21 protein-coding genes are annotated in these 18100 nt (G+C 67.8%); 12 read left to right on the forward strand and 9 right to left on the reverse strand.

The annotated features are described in order from the left end of the window. The first annotated feature begins 43 nt into the window (after nt 1-43). The 6 genes from AOZ06_RS07860 to AOZ06_RS07885 are packed head-to-tail and all read left to right on the forward strand — an operon-like array spanning nt 44 to nt 3586. On the forward strand, nt 44-280 hold the full coding sequence (locus AOZ06_RS07860) for a hypothetical protein (protein WP_054288831.1): 237 nt from the start codon (nt 44-46) through the stop codon (nt 278-280). Continuing rightward, nucleotides 274-912 carry a glycoside hydrolase family 25 protein gene (locus AOZ06_RS07865; RefSeq protein WP_083472578.1) on the forward strand — a complete coding sequence of 213 codons (639 nt, stop codon included), beginning with the start codon at nt 274-276 and terminating at the stop codon, nt 910-912. The genes AOZ06_RS07860 and AOZ06_RS07865 overlap by 7 nt, the downstream gene beginning before the upstream one ends. Next, the gene (locus AOZ06_RS07870) at nt 912-1772 is read left to right on the forward strand and encodes a peptidoglycan recognition protein family protein (RefSeq protein WP_054288833.1); all 861 of its coding nucleotides are present in this window, start codon (nt 912-914) and stop codon (nt 1770-1772) included. The genes AOZ06_RS07865 and AOZ06_RS07870 overlap by 1 nt, the downstream gene beginning before the upstream one ends. Then, nucleotides 1769-2080 (forward strand): hypothetical protein, encoded by a 312-nt coding sequence (locus AOZ06_RS07875; RefSeq protein ID WP_054288834.1) that lies wholly within the window; start codon nt 1769-1771, stop codon nt 2078-2080. Before AOZ06_RS07870 ends, AOZ06_RS07875 begins: the two co-directional genes overlap by 4 nt. Nucleotides 2081-2083: 3 nt before the next feature. Then, nucleotides 2084-2305 (forward strand): hypothetical protein, encoded by a 222-nt coding sequence (locus AOZ06_RS07880; protein WP_054288835.1) that lies wholly within the window; start codon nt 2084-2086, stop codon nt 2303-2305. 3 nt (nt 2306-2308) lie between these two features. Further along, nucleotides 2309-3586 carry a hypothetical protein gene (locus AOZ06_RS07885; RefSeq protein ID WP_054288836.1) on the forward strand — a complete coding sequence of 426 codons (1278 nt, stop codon included), beginning with the start codon at nt 2309-2311 and terminating at the stop codon, nt 3584-3586. Between the two features lie 77 nt (nt 3587-3663). On the opposite strand, the gene AOZ06_RS07890 is transcribed toward AOZ06_RS07885, so the two are convergent. The 7 genes from AOZ06_RS07890 to AOZ06_RS07920 form a co-directional block, all read right to left on the reverse strand. After that, on the reverse strand, nt 3664-4341 hold the full coding sequence (locus AOZ06_RS07890; RefSeq protein ID WP_157232904.1) for a hypothetical protein: 678 nt from the start codon (nt 4339-4341) through the stop codon (nt 3664-3666). 46 nt (nt 4342-4387) lie between these two features. Continuing rightward, nucleotides 4388-5116 carry a nucleoside 2-deoxyribosyltransferase domain-containing protein gene (locus AOZ06_RS53560; protein ID WP_179950812.1) on the reverse strand — a complete coding sequence of 243 codons (729 nt, stop codon included), beginning with the start codon at nt 5114-5116 and terminating at the stop codon, nt 4388-4390. Then, the gene (locus tag AOZ06_RS07900) at nt 5109-5531 is read right to left on the reverse strand and encodes an HIT family protein (RefSeq protein WP_218921948.1); all 423 of its coding nucleotides are present in this window, start codon (nt 5529-5531) and stop codon (nt 5109-5111) included. Before AOZ06_RS07900 ends, AOZ06_RS53560 begins: the two co-directional genes overlap by 8 nt. Further along, a complete protein-coding gene (locus AOZ06_RS07905; RefSeq protein WP_054288838.1) occupies nt 5528-6001 on the reverse strand; it encodes a hypothetical protein in 474 nt (157 codons plus the stop codon). The genes AOZ06_RS07900 and AOZ06_RS07905 overlap by 4 nt, the downstream gene beginning before the upstream one ends. A gap of 159 nt (nt 6002-6160) precedes the next feature. Continuing rightward, complete coding sequence (locus AOZ06_RS07910) at nt 6161-6556, reverse strand: hypothetical protein (RefSeq protein ID WP_054288839.1); 396 nt, start codon at nt 6554-6556, stop codon at nt 6161-6163. Further along, complete coding sequence (locus AOZ06_RS07915; protein ID WP_054288840.1) at nt 6553-6795, reverse strand: hypothetical protein; 243 nt, start codon at nt 6793-6795, stop codon at nt 6553-6555. Before AOZ06_RS07915 ends, AOZ06_RS07910 begins: the two co-directional genes overlap by 4 nt. Continuing rightward, on the reverse strand, nt 6788-6973 hold the full coding sequence (locus AOZ06_RS07920; protein ID WP_054288841.1) for a hypothetical protein: 186 nt from the start codon (nt 6971-6973) through the stop codon (nt 6788-6790). Before AOZ06_RS07920 ends, AOZ06_RS07915 begins: the two co-directional genes overlap by 8 nt. Before the next feature lie 136 nt (nt 6974-7109). On the opposite strand from AOZ06_RS07920, the gene AOZ06_RS07925 reads away from it, so the two are divergent. The 3 genes from AOZ06_RS07925 to AOZ06_RS07935 all read left to right on the forward strand — a co-directional run bounded on the left by AOZ06_RS07925 (nt 7110) and on the right by AOZ06_RS07935 (nt 9739). Then, on the forward strand, nt 7110-7955 hold the full coding sequence (locus tag AOZ06_RS07925) for a helix-turn-helix domain-containing protein (protein WP_063809985.1): 846 nt from the start codon (nt 7110-7112) through the stop codon (nt 7953-7955). Then, a complete protein-coding gene (locus tag AOZ06_RS07930; protein WP_054288843.1) occupies nt 7952-8140 on the forward strand; it encodes a DUF397 domain-containing protein in 189 nt (62 codons plus the stop codon). Before AOZ06_RS07925 ends, AOZ06_RS07930 begins: the two co-directional genes overlap by 4 nt. A 255-nt stretch (nt 8141-8395) precedes the next feature. After that, nucleotides 8396-9739 (forward strand): glutamine synthetase family protein, encoded by a 1344-nt coding sequence (locus tag AOZ06_RS07935; RefSeq protein ID WP_054288844.1) that lies wholly within the window; start codon nt 8396-8398, stop codon nt 9737-9739. A 33-nt stretch (nt 9740-9772) separates the two neighbouring features. Here AOZ06_RS07935 and AOZ06_RS07940 read toward each other — a convergent pair whose 3' ends face one another. Together AOZ06_RS07940 and AOZ06_RS07945 are read right to left on the reverse strand one after the other, a co-directional pair. Beyond that, nucleotides 9773-10651: a hypothetical protein gene (locus AOZ06_RS07940; protein ID WP_054288845.1), complete on the reverse strand. Its 879-nt coding sequence runs from the start codon at nt 10649-10651 to the stop codon at nt 9773-9775. Beyond that, on the reverse strand, nt 10651-11175 hold the full coding sequence (locus tag AOZ06_RS07945) for a SigE family RNA polymerase sigma factor (protein ID WP_054288846.1): 525 nt from the start codon (nt 11173-11175) through the stop codon (nt 10651-10653). Before AOZ06_RS07945 ends, AOZ06_RS07940 begins: the two co-directional genes overlap by 1 nt. A 64-nt stretch (nt 11176-11239) precedes the next feature. On the opposite strand from AOZ06_RS07945, the gene AOZ06_RS07950 reads away from it, so the two are divergent. From AOZ06_RS07950 to AOZ06_RS07960, 3 genes are all read left to right on the forward strand, one after another. Then, complete coding sequence (locus AOZ06_RS07950) at nt 11240-12802, forward strand: amidase (protein WP_417999943.1); 1563 nt, start codon at nt 11240-11242, stop codon at nt 12800-12802. Nucleotides 12803-12835: 33 nt separating this feature from the next. After that, the gene (locus tag AOZ06_RS07955; RefSeq protein ID WP_054288847.1) at nt 12836-14344 is read left to right on the forward strand and encodes an FAD-dependent monooxygenase; all 1509 of its coding nucleotides are present in this window, start codon (nt 12836-12838) and stop codon (nt 14342-14344) included. Between the two features lie 80 nt (nt 14345-14424). Continuing rightward, the gene (locus AOZ06_RS07960) at nt 14425-17769 is read left to right on the forward strand and encodes an FkbM family methyltransferase (RefSeq protein ID WP_157232905.1); all 3345 of its coding nucleotides are present in this window, start codon (nt 14425-14427) and stop codon (nt 17767-17769) included. Nucleotides 17770-18100 lie beyond the last annotated feature (331 nt).

Below are 18100 nucleotides of genomic sequence, written 5' to 3' on the forward strand. Positions count from 1 at the left end.
CCGCCATCCTCTACGGGATCTTGAAGTGGGGTGGTGGCGGGTGATGACACCCAGGCGGTTCTGGAACTCGGTGGTCGTCGTCGTGCTCGTCCAGCTGGCCGTGTCTATCACGGTCGGGTGGTACGCCAATCACGTTGCACACGAAGCGAACCAGAAGTGGTGCGGATTGGTCACCACATTGGACGACGCGTACAGCCAGAGTCCGCAACAGCCCACGACCGCGATAGGGCGCCGCATCGCAGTCGAGATGCGGCAGCTGCGTGAGGAGTTCGGATGCTAGGCGTCGATGGCGTTGACGTATCCCGATTCACCGGGCAGGTCGAGTGGGCTCAGGTGTACGGCGCCGGAAAGCGGTTCGCGTACATCCAGCTGTGCCGCGGTGTCGACAGCCCGGACCCGCTGTGTGTGGACAATCTGAAAGGCGCGGTCGCCGCTGGCTTAGCGGTCGGCTTATATCAGAGGGTGTTCCCTCAGCTTGGCTCGCCGGAGCAGCACGCCCTGCACTACCTCGCGTGCTGGAACCGCGTCCGGGCACACGTCCCGGACGTGACACTCCCTCCAGCCGTGGACTACGAGGAACGCATTCCCGGCGGCGGCCCGTGGTGCATGGAGTACATCAACATCATCCGGCAGGCCACCGGACGCGCCGACCACGTCATCTACTCGTCCGGCAGCTGGTTCGAGCCGAATGGGTTCATCGGCACGACCGCGTGGACCGACGATCCAGGCATCCGGATCTGGCCGGCACACACCGACGCCTGGCCGTACCCCGGCTGGGCGCCGGGCAACCCGAAGTTCAAGCACCCCAGAGCGTTCGTGCACCAGTACGACCAGGACGGCACATGTCCTGGCATCGAGGGCAAGGCGCTACTGGACATCTCGATGAAGCCGCTGCCGCTGGGGAGGACCTGATGGCCTGGTGCCCGTTCGCGATCCACAAACCGATCAGCAAGTCGCGGAGCCGTATCGTCCCGCGGGCCGTCATCCTGCACACCGCGGTGTCGTCGGCATCGAGCCTGTTCGGCTACTTCTCCGGCGTGGGTGACGATTCGCACTTCTACGTTGGACCGAACGGCGAGCTCGAACAGTACGTTGACACCGCGTGGTCCGCCTACGCGAACCGGGACGCGAACGGCTTCGCGATCTCCTTCGAGTCGTGGGACAACCGTCAGATCATCCCGTGGAACGCGGCCCAGGTGGAAACGCTCGTGCGCGCAGTGGACTGGTGCTGCACGACACACGGCATCCCCCGCAGGCAGATCCCGTCCGCGACAGGGTCAGGGCTGGGATGGCACGCGATGTGGGGCGCACCGAGCCCGTGGACGAAGGCGGCCGGGAAGGTCTGTCCAGGCGGACCGCGCATCGACCAGACCCGAAACATCATCATCCCGCGCGTCGCCGCGGGGAACGTCGGAATGGAGGCAGACATGACAGGCGAAGAGCACGACTGGCTGGCGCAGGTCAAGGGCGTCCTGGGTGACGCGTTCGACCCGTCCACCGGTGCCAACGCTGGCAAGCGGTTGCGCACCATCGACGAACGGGCCCAGCGGATGGAGGCCAAGCTCGACGCGCTCACCGGCGCACTGTCGGACGACGAGGCCAACATCATCGCCGCGGTCCGCGCGCAGCCGACCGGCGGCCAGGTCGACGTCCAGGCGCTCGCCGCGCTCCTGGCGCCGCTCATCCCGACCGGTACGACGCCGGAGCAGATCACCGAAGCGGTGCGGCTTGCGTTCGCCCGCGCTGGTGCAAAGGAAGGAAACCCCGCATGACCACTCAGGCGCTGCTCACGATGGCCATCGGCGTCGTGATCCCGCTCGCCAACGGACTGCTCACCAAGTACGAAGCACGGAAAGCGCGGGTGTACCTGCAGCTCGTCCTCAACGCCGCCAACGGTTTTGTGGTGGAGTGGCTGAACGCACTCACCACCGGCACCGACTACAACGTGCGTGAGGCGTTGGTGAACTCGCTGCTGTCGTTGGTGGTCGCGATCGCCAGCCAGGCCGGTGTCTGGGCGCCGCTCGGCGCGTCGGACGCGGCGAAGCGGTCCTTGGTCGGCGCGGGATCGGCAAGGAACTGACCAATGACCGACGCAACCGGCCGTCACCCGGCCACCGAGCACCTTCGCCGCACGTTCGCGTGGGAACACCTGCCGCCACACCTGCGGGCGATCAGCCGCCCGTGCGCCGAGCTGGCCGACCAGATGATCGAGGCGCTGCCGGACGGGCCCGAGCTCACCGCCGGGCTGCGGAAGCTGCGCGAGGCGAAGGACTGCTTCGTCGTGGCCGAGGTCTACAAGGGGTGACCCATGCCGCTGCCTGGCTCGATCACGATGGTGCAGGTAGTCGAGGACTACCGGCGCGCGGACGGCACCGTGCCGGTCGGCGCGGTCACGTTCATCCCCGCGGTGCGATCCACCGTCGCCGGTTCCTCGATCATCGTCGAGCCGGTCACGGTCGCGCTCGTCGACGGCCAGCTGGCCATATCCCTCGCGTGGCAAGGTGACCCGAACCTGACGCCACGAGACTGGACGTACACGGTGGTCGAGGCGATCGGCGGCGAGACCCGCACGCGGACGATCTCGTTGCCGTCGTCCGGCCCGGTGGTCCTGCACACGCTCGCGGACCTCGACCCGGTCGTCCCGACCGAGGTGCGAGTGCGCACGGTCGAGGGGATCAGGCCGGACTCGACCGGCAACATCGACCTCCCCGCCGCAGCCGGGTCGGCCCCAGCGACCCGGGTCATCGCGGCGACCGGTGGCCTGCAAGGAGGCGGCGACCTCTCGGCGGACCGGACGATCTCGCCGTTGTACGGATCGACCGCGGACACGGTGTGCGAAGGCGACGACCCGAGACTGTCCAACCCGCGCACGCCGACCGCGCACGACCACGCCGTCAGCGCGGTCACCGGCCTGCAACCGGCGCTGGACGGGAAGGAGGCGGTCGGTACGGCTGCGGCCACGCTGGCCGCGCACGTCGCCGCGGTCGACCCGCACTCGCAGTACCTCACCACCGCCGAGGCAGCCGCGCTCTTCGCGGCGCTCGTCCACTCCCACGGGCAGAGCGACATCACCGGCCTGGTCTCGGCGCTGGCCGCGAAGCAGAACCAGCTGGTAATGCGGGACGCCTACGTGAAGCTCGGGTCGGCCACGAACATCAACCTCAACACCGGTAGCTCCTCATGGGGCGCGTTGCCGACCTTCCCGACGTTGAGCATCCCGGCCGCCGTCGGCGACAAGGTCGGGCTCGCTGTGAACGGGATCCGGCAGGCGAACTCGAACCTGCTGATGGACTTCGGCGTGGTCGTCAGCGGCGTCATCAAGCGCTGGCTCGGCGGGAACTACACCGACACGTCACCACCGCCGAGCTCGCCCGCCTACGAGGGCGACCCGGCGATGTACCACACCAACGTTCCCTCGATCAGCTGCGAGCGCAGATTCACCGTGACGGCGAACGACCGTGACGGATCCGGCAACGTGGTGTTCGCCGTCCTCTGCCGCGTGGCCGGGGCGGGATCAGCGTTGTTGTTGTGTTCCAACGAGAACCCCTACTACTGGTCCGCGACGAACTACGGCGTCGTCGCGTAGCGACGCTCCACAGGCAACGGCCCCCTCACCGCTTCGGCGAGAGGGGGCCGTTTTCGCATGTCCGGAGCCCCCGCGATTCAGTGGACTGCCTCCCAGGTACCGCACCGCTCAGATGTGAAGCTGCCATCCGTTGGTTTGATGGTGACCGTAAGCCTCTTGGCGTGAGTGACCAGCTTGTTCTGGATGATTTCGCCGTCTGCTCGTGTGCGTTCCCAGTAGCAGTCTTCGACACTTCGCCTGGTCGTCCGGTACGTGCCTGGCTTAACCTGCTCCGGCCCCGCTCCGATCTCGAAGGTTCCGCTGCCAAAGGGCACATCACCACGGATGACTCGTTCCAGTGTGGACACTTGCTCTGGGCAAAGAATGGGAAATCCCAGCTTGTAGAGCGGCATCAGATCCCGAGCAGGCTCCCCGGATGACCCCGTGCGGGTGATCTCGATGTAGGCATCTAGCGACTCGACAGCGGTGATCCCGATGTTCTCAGGGTCAGGAGTACGGGCCTTTTCGCAAGCCTGGTTGACCAGACTGGCCGCGCCTTGTCCGGTGTAGACACCAGTCGATCTTGCCTGCTGCTCTAGCGCCTCCACAGGCGTTGCAGGTCTACTCGTCGTTGATGCTGCCGCCGCTGCCGTTGATGACGACGACGGCGCCGAAATGACTCTGGTCGGTGTGGCGGACGGCGCTGCACCTCCGGAAGAGCACGCTGTCAGTTCGAGCCCAAGTAAGACGGCGGCGATGGTGCCGGCGAGGCGCATGGAGTTCTCCCAGTGTGCGGCTGGCTGCCCTCCTAGTCCGTGTTGATCACTCGGGCGTTACGCGGTCGCCGTGGTGCTCAAGCAGGTATGCGATGACCGTGTCGTGCATGATGCCGGCGCCGTCGACGAGCTCGCGGTCGTTGAGCTCGACCAGGTAGGCGCCGGGCATCACGTGCCGAGAATCGTTGGCCAGCTGGAGGGCGTGCGCGAAGGCTCCCGGCGACGCCTTCCGCAGGTCGTCGATGGCCAGCCGCAACGCCCCGGTCACCGCGTCGGATTGGTGCTCGATCACCGCGCGATTGACCAGCGACAGGGCGGCGCTCACGGTCTCGCGTAGCGTTTCGCGCACCGGGATCTCCAACCGGCGTGCGATGTGGATGAGGTAACGGTTTCGTTCCGGGTTGGGGCAGTCCGGCGGGCAGCCGAGCACCACGCGTCCGGTCGGGGCGTCCAGCCCGAACTCAACGTTGGTGGTGAAGCCGGGCAGCGTGTCCACGCAGCGCGGAACCCAGAACAGGATCGCGTCCGCGGCCCTGCGGGCAGCGGTTTCCCAGTCGACCTGGTCCTCGTACATCTCGGCCCGTATGCCGCCGCGGGACTCCGGGGAGAGCACGGTCAACGGGCCGCCTCCCGCCCACTGCTCGGCGAGCTCGCCGGCCGCGTCAGGTCGCCAGGACGGCACGTTTCCGTCGCGTGCGGGTGTGGGCCCGGCGAGGAACACGCTCGGACCGGCCGGGATGGGCTCCCGGGCCATCACCAGGTTGATCTCACCCACGGCTGGCCTCCCGGGCTGCTCGAGCAGCGTGCTGCGGCGTCCAGGGCAGCGGTAAGCCGTCGCCGGGCTCGCGGGGAACGACGTGGACGTGCAGGTGGTAAACGCTTTGCGTCGCAGGTGCACCTTTGGAGGTCACCAGGTTCGCGGACGGGATGTCCGCCATCAGCTCGGCGGCGCGCGCCATCACTGCCGCGGTGACGATCGGGTCGGTGCCGGCGTCGGGGACGTGCACGCGCGGCAGGATCAGCACGTGCCCGGCGTGGACGCCGCCGCTGCGGGGCCGGACAGCCAGGGCGTCCTTCCACTCCCGCACGATCGTGGCTGGCATGAGGCCCGCCGCGATGGCGCAGAAGGCACAGTCGGCGGTGGCGGTCGCCGTGGTTCGCTGCGGGTCGTCTTCGGGGATGCCGGTCACTGGTTCTCCGCCTTCGTGAGCTGGGTGAGGTGGCTGATCAGGTCGGTGGTGTCGATGCCGCAGAGCCCGGCGAGGTGATGGATCGCCGAGAAGGGCAGGTAGACGACGGCGCCTTCGGTGGAGTGTGGGTGGAGGCGGCCACGGGCCCAGCGCCGCAGCGGCTCGAGCTCGGGCCTGCGGTCGGTGTTGACCTTGCGGAGGTCGACGTGGATCTGGTCGTCGTGCACGACGCGTTTGTGTACGCGGGCGAGCAGCACGTGAGGCAGCTCGTCGAGGACGAGGCAGATCTCGGCGAACCGGACCATCGAGCACTGCCGCGTGCCGAGTTCGTACGTGGCCAGGGTGTGGGTGGATGGCTTCGGGTCGGGAAACCGGAGGCGGAGCTGCTCGCGGGTGAGGCCGCGTGCCCTGCGGAGGCGACGGAGCTCGTCGCCGAGGATCAACTGGTAGTGGACACCGTCAATGGTCATGATCAGGCTTCGGGTCGGGGTGGACCAAGCATTCGGTGTGGTCGTCGCCCTTCACCCAGCGGGTGTCGCGCCACGTCCACGTGCAGTAGCAGCCGCGTGGCCGCGGGCAAGGGGGAACGTTGTCGTCGCCTTCGGTGGGTCCCCAGGTGCTGCCTGCCATCACGCTGTGCTCCTGGTGAGCCCGGTCGGCGCCGGGTCGGGGGGTGCGCCGACGCCGACCGGGGTCTTGGCCTGCCCGCCGTACGCAGGAATCAGTTGCACGGCGGGCAGGGTGTCCGCGCCTGGCGGAGGGGGAAGGGTGCCGGGCGCGAACGTTGTGGCGCCCTCACCCGGGCTGCTGCTCCCGGGTGAGGGCCGGGTCTCGACGCACGCCGTCCACCCGGCGGCGGAGCCCCTGATCAGGAGGTGGTGGAGCTGCTCGGCGCGGTCAGCACGCCAGATCTTGCGGAGGAACACGCGGGACGGCTCGGTCCACCAGTCGCAGATGGCCTGGGCGATCCAGATGGCTGGGACCCAGCCGATGGACAGGCCCAGCATGAGCAGGTCGGCGATCACAACGTCCCGCCTGCCTTCAGGAGTGCGCGGCGCTGCTCGTTGAGCGTGGTGATCACGTCGCTCAGGCCTTCGAGGTCGACCGTGTAGTCAGGCAGGTCGCCGTCGCGCGGCTGGTCCGGGTTGTGTCGGATGCCGAACACGGTCCGCTTGTTGATCCGGACTACCCCGACCTGTGCGGGCCGTGGGTTCCCGACGGCGTCGGCCAGGTAGATGGTGTCGGTGGTGAGCCAGTCAGCCATTGCTGCCGCCCTCGGCGTCGGCGATGACGAGGGCCAGCAGGTCCCGGATCTCTCGCGCCTTGTCGACCGAGAAGTACTCCGATTCGCTGCGGATGGTGAGCTTCACCATGCCGGTGTCGGTGGACTCCATGTCGAGTCCGTCGTCGCTGTTGCCGTCGCTGACGGAGTACGTCGCCATGTCGCTCAGCCCTGTCGGTAGCGTGGTGCCGCATCGCAGCGGCGGTACGTACCAGAGTGAGCGCTACGTACCAATGTAAGCAATGCCCCAATCGGGCGATAGCGCTCGACTGTGTAGTACGTCGTACGCTTGGTACATGGCGGTAAACAAAGGTGCGTCAGCGGCTCGTGAGCTCGGCGCGGAGCTGCGTGAACTCCGCGAAACCGCTGGTCTGACGACCAGACAGATGGCCGATCGGCTGGGAGTCTCCAACGCGAACATCTCGCACTGGGAGACTGGTAACCGGCTCGTACCGCTCGACCGGCTCACCGACTACCTCGACGCACTCACCGTGACCGGCGATGACCGCGAACGCCTGCTTGGGCTACGCCGCCGCGCCGAAGGGCCCGGCGAACTCACCGCTGGCGTGCCCAGCATCGGTCCTCAGCTGGCGCAGTTGATCGAGCACGAGCAGACCGCCGTGCGCATCGTCGACTACGCGCCACTCACCCTGCCTGGCCTGTTGCAAACCACGGACTACGCGCGGGCCGTGCTGTCCCGCGGACCTGACACGGATACGCGAGTCGCACTACGAGCTGGCCGCCGCGATGTTCTGACGCGTCGCCGCGATCCGGTCGAATTCCTCGCGCTGATCGACAGTGAGGTGTTTGCGCGACCGATTGCGCCAGCGGAGATCATGACCGATCAGCTTGAGCATTTGCTGGATATGGTCGACAAACATCCGAACATCACGATTCGGATCGTTCCGAGTACATCTCCCGGTTGGCATCCCGGCCTCGCGGGCAACTTTATCTTGTTCGAATTCGCTAAGGCGCGGCCGATCGTACATGTCGAGCATTACCGTGCGAGCGCTTTCCTGTGGGAGCCAGACGATGTTGCGGACTATTTCGACGCGGTCCGCGAGGTCGAGGAAAGGGCGATGACCTCGGACCGGACATCCGAGGTCATCCGGAAGATGATCGAAGGAAGGAAGCAGGGATGACCATACCCCAAGACCAACCGGGCGACGAGCAGTTGCGTTGGAAGAATGCCAGCTCCGGACAGGACACGTGTGTCGACGTGGCGCACACGCTGGAGGCGGTGCGGGACAGCAAGAACCCTGACGGGCCCATTCTGAGGGCCTCCAGGGATGCGATGTTGGCCATGATGCGGTCGCTGCGCGACTGATCGAAGATCGACGACGAACCCCCGGTCGCCATGTTGGCGCCGGGGGTTCTTCATGCCGTGAGCGAAGCGTCCGACGGTCCTTTTACGGTCCACTTTGACATCCAGTCGGGCCGAGTTTGACCCACTCAGGCCTAGTCGGACCCGACGGTCCGACTAGGTGAATCGCTGGTCAGCCAGTGTGATCCAGTCGGGCCGAGTGGGGCGAACGGGCACCCACGAAACACAGAAGTAACACGGCATGCCTACGCTCACGCCATGGATCGGCAGCAAGAGTTCGTCCTGCGGACGCTCGAGGAGCGCGACATCCGGTTCGTCCGGCTGTGGTTCACCGACGTCCTGGGATTCCTGAAGTCCGTCGCGGTCGCGCCCGCGGAACTGGAAGGCGCGTTCGCCGAGGGGATCGGCTTCGACGGCTCGGCGATCCAGGGGTTCGCCCGCGTCTACGAGTCGGACATGGTCGCCAAGCCGGATCCGTCGACGTTCCAGGTGCTGCCGTGGGAGACGCCCGAGGGCGACCACTACTCGGCCAGGATGTTCTGCGACATCACGATGCCGGACTCCTCGCCGTCGTGGGCGGACCCGCGGCACGTGCTGCGCCGCTCACTGGCGCGGGCCAGCGAGGCGGGCTTCACCGTCTACGTGCACCCGGAGATCGAGTTCTTCCTGCTCAAGGACCTGCCGTCGGACGGAAGCGTCCCGATACCCGCCGACAACGGCGGTTACTTCGACCAGGCCTCGCACGCCACGGCCACCAATTTCCGGCGGCACGCGATCGAGGCGCTGGAAGCGATGGGCATCTCGGTCGAGTTCAGCCACCACGAGGGCGCGCCCGGCCAGCAGGAGATCGACCTGCGGTACGCCGACGCGCTGACCATGGCCGACAACGTCATGACGTTCCGGTACGTGGTCAAGGAAGTCGCGTTGACGCAGGGTGTGCACGCGTCCTTCATGCCGAAGCCGTTCTCCGACCAGCCCGGCTCGGGCATGCACACACACGTGAGCTTGTTCGAAGGCGACCGCAACGCGTTCTATGACGCCGAGGACCCCTACGAGCTCTCCGAGGTCGGTAAGGCGTTCGTGGCGGGCTTGTTGAAACACGCACGTGAGATCTCCGCGGTGACGAACCAGTGGGTGAACTCGTACAAGCGCCTCATAGTCGGCGGCGAGGCTCCCACTGCCGTGTGCTGGGGTCACGCCAACCGCTCGGCGCTGGTGCGTGTGCCGATGTACTCGCCGGGCAAGGCGTCTTCGCGTCGTGTGGAGATCCGGAGCCTGGACTCGGCGTGCAACCCGTACCTGGCCTACGCGGTGATCATCGCGGCTGGGTTGCAGGGCGTGCAGAAGGGGTACGAACTCCCGGCCGCCGCCGAGGACGACGTGTGGTCGCTGTCCGATTCGGAGCGTCGTGCGGCCGGATACGCGAACTTGCCGCAGAACCTGGGCGAGGCGCTGGCGGAGATGGAGAACTCCGAACTGCTGGCCGAGGCGCTCGGCGAGCACGTGTACGACTTCTTCCTGCGCAACAAGCGTGTCGAATGGGACAACTACCGCCGCAGCGTGACGCCGTACGAGCTGAGCACTTTACTGCCCGTCCTGTAAGGCGAAGGGCCCTCGCGTGCGAGGGCCCTTCTGTCAGTTCACCGGTGTGTTGGTGACAGTTCCCGGAGTGATCGGCTTGGTGCTCTCGGCGGACGAACCGCTGCTCGGCGGCGGTGGGACCGCGTTGCCGGGGTTGTGGGTCCGCTGGAGGGTCCTGGTGAAGTCCGCCGGAACCGCGTGTTCGAGGAGTTTCCGGTTCTCGTCCGTGCCGGGCAGCCAGTCGACGAGCAGCGTGAGACTGCCGAAGCTGTTGCGCTTGATCTGGTAGGTCCTGGCGTCGACCACCAGGTCGAAGCCTGTTCCGCCGAGCACGATCTCGCTGTCGTTCTTGGCCGCCACCCTGAGGGGGTGCTGGAACCAGGTCTCCGGGCCACCTGTCGCGGAACCCGTGAGGATCGAGAACATGTCGCCGGAGGGTTGGTAGTTGTCGTCGTAGGTCACCGTCTTGCGGCTGAGGTCGACGGTTTCCAACAGGTTGGGCTTGACGGTCATGTCGACGGAACCCGGCCAGAGAATCCTGGCGCGGTTCTCCGAGCGCATGTACCAGACGTCCATCTTCGGTGGCGTGGTCCCGTCCGCTGCCTGCCCGCGGGTGGGGGAGAGCCCGCTGTCCGCGACGACGTGCATGATCATGTTGCTCGTCGCGTTGTCGGCGTCACGCGCACGCTGGAGGATCTCGGCGTCGCTCGGGACAGCCGCCTGGATCGGCAACGGGTCGTCGCCGGCGAACAACGAGCCGGCCACCAACGCCACCACCAACGCGGTCGCGGCCAGCGACGCACCGATCAGACCGGCCCTGGCCCGCTTGTGCCTGCGCGCGTGCTGGTGGGCGATCGTCTGGAGCAGGTCCTTCCTCGGCTGCACGCCGACCAAGTCGGCGTGCAGCCGATCGCGCAGCTCTTCTTCGGCCATCATTTCTGTACCTCGATCTCTCGGTGCTCCCCGAGCAGCTCGCGCAACCGGCTCAACGCCCGGTTCGTGTACGACTTGACTGTGCCCGCATTGCAGCCGAGGGCACGCGCGGTGTCCGCGACCGTCAGGTCGGCGTAGAACCGGAACACGATGACTTCGCGTTGCCGCGTCGGCAGCTGGCGCAACGCCTGGACCAGCGCGTCCCGTTCGGCGATCCGGTCGGCCGAGTCGAGCGACGCCTGCTGGGGGAGGTCGGACTGGTGTCTTTCCCGCACGCGGCGGCTCAGGTTCCGCCACCGGTCGCGGGTGAGGTTGACCAGTACACGGCGCGCATAGGCTTCGGGCTGCGCGCTCGCAGCCGACCAGCGCCACGCGACCCGCAACAATGTGGTCTGCAGCAGGTCCTCCGCGTGGCCGCGGTCGCCGACCAGCAGGAATGCCGTCCGCAGCAACGCTGGTGAGCGGGCGCGGACGAATTCCTCGAACGCTGGGTCCAGCTCGCGGGAGCCACCGTGGAATCTCATGCCCGGAAATACTCCACCCGGCGCGAAACGGTTGCCCCCCCCGGCCGATCGGAGGTTGACGCCCGTGCCCGCCGGGAGTGTGGTGGAGGTCGTGCGATGGCTGCGCTTCACCACACCACTTGTCCTGCTCGCCACCCTGGCGGCGCCGGTTGCCGCGGCTCCGGCCTTCGACCTCGATCGCGCCACGATCCCCGACCTGCAGAGCAGGATGGATCGCGGCAAGGTGACCGCGGTGCGGCTGACCGAGCTGTACCTGGCCAGGATCCGCGCGCTCGACGGCAAGATCAATTCGGTCGTGCTGCTCGACCCCACCGCGACCGACCAGGCCAAAGCCAGCGACCGGCGACGCCGGGAAGGCAGATCACGCGGTCCGCTCGACGGCATCCCCGTCCTGCTCAAGGACAACATCGACACCGCCGGGCTGCGGACCACAGGGGGTTCCCGCGCGTTGATGGGCGCACCGCCCGCGAAAGACGCATTCCTCGTGCAACGTCTGCGCGCGGCGGGCGCGGTCATCCTGGGTAAGGCGAATCTCTCCGAATGGGCGAACTTCCGCGCCGCGAAACCCACGTCCGGGTGGTCCGGGGTCGGCGGGCAGACCCACAACCCGTATGTCCTCGACCGCAATCCGTGTGGTTCCTCCGCCGGATCGGGTGCCGCGGTCGCGGCGTCGCTGGCGCAGGTGGCGATCGGCACGGAAACCGACGGCTCGGTCGTGTGCCCGGCCGGGATGACCGGGATCGTCGGGCACAAACCCACGCTCGGGCTGGTCAGCCGGACCGGAGTCGTGCCCATCTCCGCCGAACAGGACACCGCGGGCCCGATGAGCAGGCACGTCATCGACTCGGCGCTCACGCTGGCGGCACTGCGCGGCCATGACCCCCAGGACCCGGCAACCCGCGCGACCGCGACCGTCCAGCCGCGTGACTACCGTCTCGACACGCGCTCGCTGAAAGGCACCCGGATCGGTCTGTGGCGGCTGCCGGTCCTCGGACCGGACGTGGACGCCGTGATGACGAGGTCCGCCGAGCAGCTGCGAGCCCGCGGCGCGCAGGTCGTCGAGATCCGGATGCCCTACCAGGAACGCATCGCCCAGCTGGAGTTCCCCGCGCTGCTCACCGAGTTCCACCGGGACATCGACAAGTACCTGGCCACCCGCAACGGCCCACGCGACCTGGCCGCGTTGATCGAGTACAACAAGAACGACCCGCTGGAGCGGACCTGCTTCGAAGGGCAGGAGCTGTTCGAAGCCGCGCTGGCCGCACCGCCGCCGACCGACCCCGGCTACCAGGCAGGCCGCAGGGAACTCACCGACCTGGCGAAACGGTCGATCGACGAGACGCTGGCCACACACCGGCTCGACGCGATCATCGCGCCGACGAACCCGCCCGCGTGGAAGACGAACTGCGTGACCGGCGACAACGACATCATCCCGTCGTCGACGCCCGCCGCGGTCGCCGGCTACCCGGCGGTGACCGTCCCGGCCGGATTCGCCGGCGAACTGCCAGTCGGCGTCTCGTTCATGGCGGGCCGCTGGTCGGACGGCAGACTCCTGTCGCTCGCGTACGCGTTCGAACAGCACACCTCGGCACGCAAACCACCGAAGTTCCTGCCGGCGACTCCTTGATCTCAAGGCGGCTTGAGGGTCCACGGTGTGGCCATGAGAACTCGGGAAATCCCGGTGCTTGTGGTCGGCGCCGGACCAGTGGGCCTCTCGACGGCGGCGTTTCTCGCGCATTGGGGCGTGGGCGCGGTCGTGATCGACAAACGCGATCCGACCGCGGCCCCGCCTCGCGCGGGAGCGAGCCTGCGCACACTCGAACTGTTCCGCTCAATCGGGCTGGGGCCCGAGACCGAGCGGCTCTCCTGGACGGCCGCGACACCGATGGCCGGAATTTACAAGGACAGCGCGTTCGGCGCGACGCAGCAGGTCACCGGCTTGCCGGAACGCTATGCGAAGCGGCTGGAAACGTGCAGCCCGGTCGACGCCAGGCAGAACATGACCCAGTCGGAAGTGCAACGACTCACCCTCGACTACCTCACCGGCAGGAGCACAGTCCGATTCGGCGCGGAACTCACCGGTTTCGAAGCGGGCGACACGGACGTCCGTGCCGAAGTCGTCGACCTGGCCACCGGTGAGACCGAGGAAATCGTGGCGAAGTACCTGATCGCCGCCGACGGCGCCAGGAGTTCCGTCCGCGGGCGGCTCGGCATCACGATGCCGGATCGGCGCGTGGTGGCCAGGCTGAACACGGCTTTCTTCCGCGCGGATCTGGGGAACGTCGTGGAAAAGTGGGGCACCGGTGCTTGTTTTGTCCGCAATGACAGCGTCTACGCCACGCTGTTCTCGAAAAACGGCCGCGACCAGTGGTCGTCGCACATCATGGATTACCCGGGCAAACCGGCGGAGCTCACCGAACTGTCCGAGCAGAGGACCGTCGAACTGCTCCGCGCGGCGATCGGCGACGACGGAATTGCCATCGACCTGCACTCGGTCAACGCGTGGGAAGCGGCGGTCGGCGTCGCGTCGGAACTCAGGAAGGGCCGGGTCTTCCTGGTGGGTGACGCCGCGCACGTGCAGAGTTCCGCGGGCGGGCTCGGCATGAACACCGGAATCCAGGACGGCCACAACCTGGCGTGGAAGATCGCCGCCGTCCTCGCGGGCCAGGCCGCACCCCGCCTGCTGGACAGCTACGAACCGGAACGGCTCGCGGCCATCGACGCCTCCCTCACGTTGTCCCGCCGCATGCACGAGGGCTACCAGGACCGGGTGGACCCGGATCGCCTCTACGACACGGTCGCGGTCGACTACCTGCGGGGAATGCTGTGCTACCGCTATCGATCCGGCGCAGTCGCCGACGACGGCACCGCGGACGCCGACGTGCTGGCCGACGTGATCCAGCCCGGCCGCCGGTTCCCGCACCGCTGGGCCGACTCGGATCGCGGCCGCGTGTCGGTGCTCGACCTGATCGGTTCGCGCTGGACGTTGCTGGTGGGGCAGCCCGTGGCACCGGATACGGACATCCAGGTGCTGGTGCTCCCGGACGTGATCGCCGCCGGCGGCGCTGTGCTCGTGCGGCCGGACGGGTTCGTCGGCTGGGTCGCGACCGGCGCCGACCGCGACCCGAAGCGGGCCTTGCACCGCGTACTCGGCCACCGAACTCCCTGAAACCTTGCTGACCTGGGGCGACGGGAGGCTCGGGGTGCCACCGGCACAGCCGTGATCTTCGGCGCGCTACTTTCGTGTCTGTGACCGAAGTGTCTGCGTGCACAGTGGCGACCAGTGCCCAGCTTCCCGCCGCCAGGGTGACAGCCGAGTCGTTCCGGGCAACCCACCCGGGCGCGAGGTTCGACATCCTGCTCGTCGACGGCGAACCCGGCGGGGACGTGCTGACCCCCGCCGACATCGGCGTCGACGAAGCCGAGCTGGCGATGCTGTCGACGGCCTACACAGCCGACCAGGTCCGTGCCGTGCTGCGGCCTCGGTTGCTGCAGACACTCCTGGTCAACGGGCCAGTGCTGTACCTCGACCCGTGCGTCCTCGTCCTCGCGTCAGTCGACACGATCGTCAAGGACGCGTTGAACCAAGGCGACTTCGCCTTGGTGCCGCGGGTGTTGCAGCCCCTGCCGCACGACGGCCTGGCCCCGACACCGGAAGACCTGATCGAAGCCGGTGTCTACGAACCGGGATTCCTCGCGGTCGGACCGGGCGCCCGGGACGTGCTGACGTCGTGGGCGCAGCACGCGGCCAGGGCGCCGGAAGCGGCCGACGGCTTTCTCGACGGACTGCCCGCGCTGGCCAGGCACCACGTCATCCGGGACGTCGGAGTCGGCCTCTCGGTGTGGAACGCGGGCCAGCGCGACGCCGAGCTGCTGACCAACGGCTACTGCGCGATGCCCGTGCCGATCGGCGAACCGGTGATGCTGCGGACCGTGCACTTCCACGGCTTCGACCCGAAGAAGCCGTGGCTGCTGTCGGCGGGCATCACCGACCGGCCGCGGACCCTGCTGTCGGAGCGCCCCGGCCTGGAAAGCCTCTGCGACGACTACCGGGCGAAACTCGTCGACGCCGGGCTGTCCGCCAAAGGCAGGCCGTTCGCCCGGTTGTCGGACGGGACGGTCCTGCCCAACGGACTCCGCGCCCGTTTCCGTGCCGCATGGCACGAAGCGCAGGTGCTAGGTGCGGAACCACCGCCTGCGGCGACCGACGAGAAAGCTTTTCTCCGTTGGGCGTGCGCGCCTGTCGACGGCCAGTCGGGCAGCACCGTGTGGGCGAGCGCGCTCTGGGAAGGCGACCCGTGGCTGCGTGAGCGTTATCCGGACCCGTTCGGGGCCAACGCGGACGAGTTCCGGCGGTGGTGCGAGACCGAAGGCGTGCTACAGGGACGGTTGCATCCGGTCGCCGTACCAGCGCCGGTGGCGGTCCGTGTGCCACTGGTCGACCAGTTGGGCGTGTCCGTGCTGGGTGTGGGCCCGCTCGCCGAGTCCGTACGGCTGAGCGCCGGCGCCTCCGGCCTGCCCATCTCGTCAGACCCGCGCTACCCCGTGGTGCTGTGCTGCGATGACGCGACAGACCTGCCGCGTGAGCGGTACGTGATCCAGGTCCGTGACGAACCGGCGGCACCCCCGGTCGGTGTTGACGACGTATGGGTGCCGTGGCCCGCCCCGCCGGGGGCGGAAGCCGTGGTCCTGCCGGTACCCGACCAGGGCGAACGGGACGAGGACGAACGCACCGAGGCGATGACGAGCCTCGGCCTGCACAGCGGTGCCGTCTTCACGAGTTTCGTCGACCACGAAGAGGGCTGCTGTTCCAACGAGACCGACGTGGTCGCCGCCTTCCGCGCGGCCTTCCCGGACCGGTCGGACGTGTCGCTGCTGCTGGCTGTCCGGGGTGCGGCGGGGCAACGAGCCGCGGCCGAGCGCCTCAGGCTGGCCACCGCGCACGACCGGCGGATCCGGCTGGTCGAGACCGAATCGGCGCACCGGCTCGCGATCGACGCGGCGGACTGGGTCGTTTTGTTGCACGACAAGGAATGCCCGTCGTCGACCGAGCTGAGTTCGGTTGCCGCCAGGGGAGTTCCGCTGATCACGACGAACGTCGGTGTCGCGGTCGAACTGTTCGATTCGGACAGCGTGGTTTTTGTGTCCCGTGTGGACGGTCAAAGTGAGCACGTGCGGCACGCGGGCAGGCTGATGCGCGAGCTCGCCCCGGACGTCGCCATGGCCGACAAGATCGGCGCGGCGGGCCGGGCCCGTGTGCTGGCCGTGCGCGCGGTGGGGATCTCAGCCGAGCAATTGAGGGAACGGGTGGAGCACGCGTACCGCAACTGGCGGGTGGAGCACGGCCGCAAGCTCGCGGGTGAACCGGATCCGTTCGCGCCGTTGCAGGCTGCCAGGCACGCGTTGCTGCGCGAGCCGGACGTCGAGGTCGGGCACCGCATCCCGATGGCGCCCGCGCTGCGCAAAGCCGTCCTGCGTGTGCTCAACCACTACGACAACCACGTCCGCACGATGCTGAGTTCCATTGTGGACTCGACTGAGCGGTCGACGAGGGAAGTGCTCCGCCGCCAGGAGGACCTGGCGGCGGTGCGGCGGGTCGAGGCGGCGCCCGCCGGACCGGACCACCGGGTGGACCGGCTGACGACCCAGCTCGACACCGCGCTGCGCCGGATCGAGAGCCTCGAAGACCGGCTTGTCGCCCAATCGCGTGAACGTGACGAGAACACCCGGACGGCGTCGGCCTCGACCCGAACCGCTGACGCACTGCGACGAGTGGTGGTCAGGGAACACGAACGGGTACACGGCCGGGTGGACGGGAGCTCGCTCGTGCTCTGCGACGCGGGCCTGCTGCGCCTGCCGTCCGACGACATCGCGATGCTGCCTCTGTTGTCCAGCAACGGTGTTTGGGAACAACCGGTCGCCGACCTGATCGACTCGCTGATCGAACCCGACGGGGTGTTCCTCGACGTCGGCGCGTATGTGGGCTACCACACACTGCGGATGCTCACCCGGATGGGCAACTCGGGCGCGGTGGTCGCCGTGGAACCCGATCCCAAGGCGGTCGACCTGCTCAAACGCAACGTCACAGCCAACGCGCCCGAGCACTTGGCCGACCGGCTGTTCGTGGTGGACGCCGCGGCGTGGGACACCGAGGGAACGCTCGTGACCGACCCGGCTCTCGGTGGCGGGGTGAGCGTCTGGCCGGGGTCGGGTGAGCCGGCGCGAACGGTGAGATCGGTCCGCCTCGACCGTGCCATCGAGGCGTTGCCGGGGCTGCGGAAACTCAGGTTGTCCGTGGTCAAGGCGGATGTGCCCGGCCGCACGCACCGCGCGTTGGGTGGCCTGGTCCGGTTGCTGCGCAGGGACCGGCCGCACGTGATCTGCTCGTTCTCGTCGTCGGCGATGAAGGAGCTCGGCGACGACCCGTTGACCGCGCTCCGCGAGTTCCGCACGTGGGGCTACGAGGCCGCGTTCGTGGGCGACCAGCAGACGACTCCGCTCGCCGAGATGGCCGAGGTGCTGTCCTCCGCAGGGGAGCGAAACCTCTGGCTCAGGCCTCTGACCAGCCGATTTGACATTGCCCCCGGCACCTGAGTAACTTTCTCCCCGTCGCAAGGACAGCCGGACGGAACAGGACGAAAGAGCCTGGCGGGGACGGCGAAGGGCAGAAAGCCTCTCAGGTAACCTGAGCAAGGAACAGCCCACCGGGTCGAGCGGATTTGACACCGCGAATCGGACCGAGTAAGGTTCTACGACGTGCCACCAACCAGCTGAGCTTCTAGTTGGGCCCCTCGCCGGGCCGAATCGGAAGCCTGGTAGAGTGGCAAAACCGAAGAAAACAAAGACTTTGCAGTGCAAGCCTCTTTGCGGGTCGGCTAAATGCCGGACTAAAAAGATGTGCGTGTGTTGTTTGAGAACTCAACAG

The organism is Kibdelosporangium phytohabitans (genome assembly GCF_001302585.1).
Classification (GTDB): domain Bacteria; phylum Actinomycetota; class Actinomycetes; order Mycobacteriales; family Pseudonocardiaceae; genus Kibdelosporangium; species Kibdelosporangium phytohabitans.

Excerpts from the sequence above, each read along its gene's own strand:
- AOZ06_RS07880 (WP_054288835.1), top strand. The coding sequence starts at position 2,084 with ATGACCGACGCAACCGGCCGTCACCCGGCCACCGAGCACCTTCGCCGC.
- AOZ06_RS07945 (WP_054288846.1), bottom strand. The coding sequence starts at position 11,175 with ATGAGATTCCACGGTGGCTCCCGCGAGCTGGACCCAGCGTTCGAGGAA.
- AOZ06_RS07955 (WP_054288847.1), top strand. The coding sequence starts at position 12,836 with ATGAGAACTCGGGAAATCCCGGTGCTTGTGGTCGGCGCCGGACCAGTG.
- AOZ06_RS07885 (WP_054288836.1), top strand. The coding sequence starts at position 2,309 with ATGCCGCTGCCTGGCTCGATCACGATGGTGCAGGTAGTCGAGGACTAC.
- AOZ06_RS07915 (WP_054288840.1), bottom strand. The coding sequence starts at position 6,795 with ATGGCTGACTGGCTCACCACCGACACCATCTACCTGGCCGACGCCGTC.
- AOZ06_RS07920 (WP_054288841.1), bottom strand. The coding sequence starts at position 6,973 with ATGGCGACGTACTCCGTCAGCGACGGCAACAGCGACGACGGACTCGAC.
- AOZ06_RS07930 (WP_054288843.1), top strand. The coding sequence starts at position 7,952 with ATGACCATACCCCAAGACCAACCGGGCGACGAGCAGTTGCGTTGGAAG.
- AOZ06_RS07865 (WP_083472578.1), top strand. The coding sequence starts at position 274 with ATGCTAGGCGTCGATGGCGTTGACGTATCCCGATTCACCGGGCAGGTC.
- AOZ06_RS07905 (WP_054288838.1), bottom strand. The coding sequence starts at position 6,001 with ATGACCATTGACGGTGTCCACTACCAGTTGATCCTCGGCGACGAGCTC.
- AOZ06_RS07925 (WP_063809985.1), top strand. The coding sequence starts at position 7,110 with ATGGCGGTAAACAAAGGTGCGTCAGCGGCTCGTGAGCTCGGCGCGGAG.
- AOZ06_RS07875 (WP_054288834.1), top strand. The coding sequence starts at position 1,769 with ATGACCACTCAGGCGCTGCTCACGATGGCCATCGGCGTCGTGATCCCG.
- AOZ06_RS07860 (WP_054288831.1), top strand. The coding sequence starts at position 44 with ATGACACCCAGGCGGTTCTGGAACTCGGTGGTCGTCGTCGTGCTCGTC.
- AOZ06_RS07940 (WP_054288845.1), bottom strand. The coding sequence starts at position 10,651 with ATGGCCGAAGAAGAGCTGCGCGATCGGCTGCACGCCGACTTGGTCGGC.
- AOZ06_RS07890 (WP_157232904.1), bottom strand. The coding sequence starts at position 4,341 with ATGCGCCTCGCCGGCACCATCGCCGCCGTCTTACTTGGGCTCGAACTG.
- AOZ06_RS07935 (WP_054288844.1), top strand. The coding sequence starts at position 8,396 with ATGGATCGGCAGCAAGAGTTCGTCCTGCGGACGCTCGAGGAGCGCGAC.
- AOZ06_RS07870 (WP_054288833.1), top strand. The coding sequence starts at position 912 with ATGGCCTGGTGCCCGTTCGCGATCCACAAACCGATCAGCAAGTCGCGG.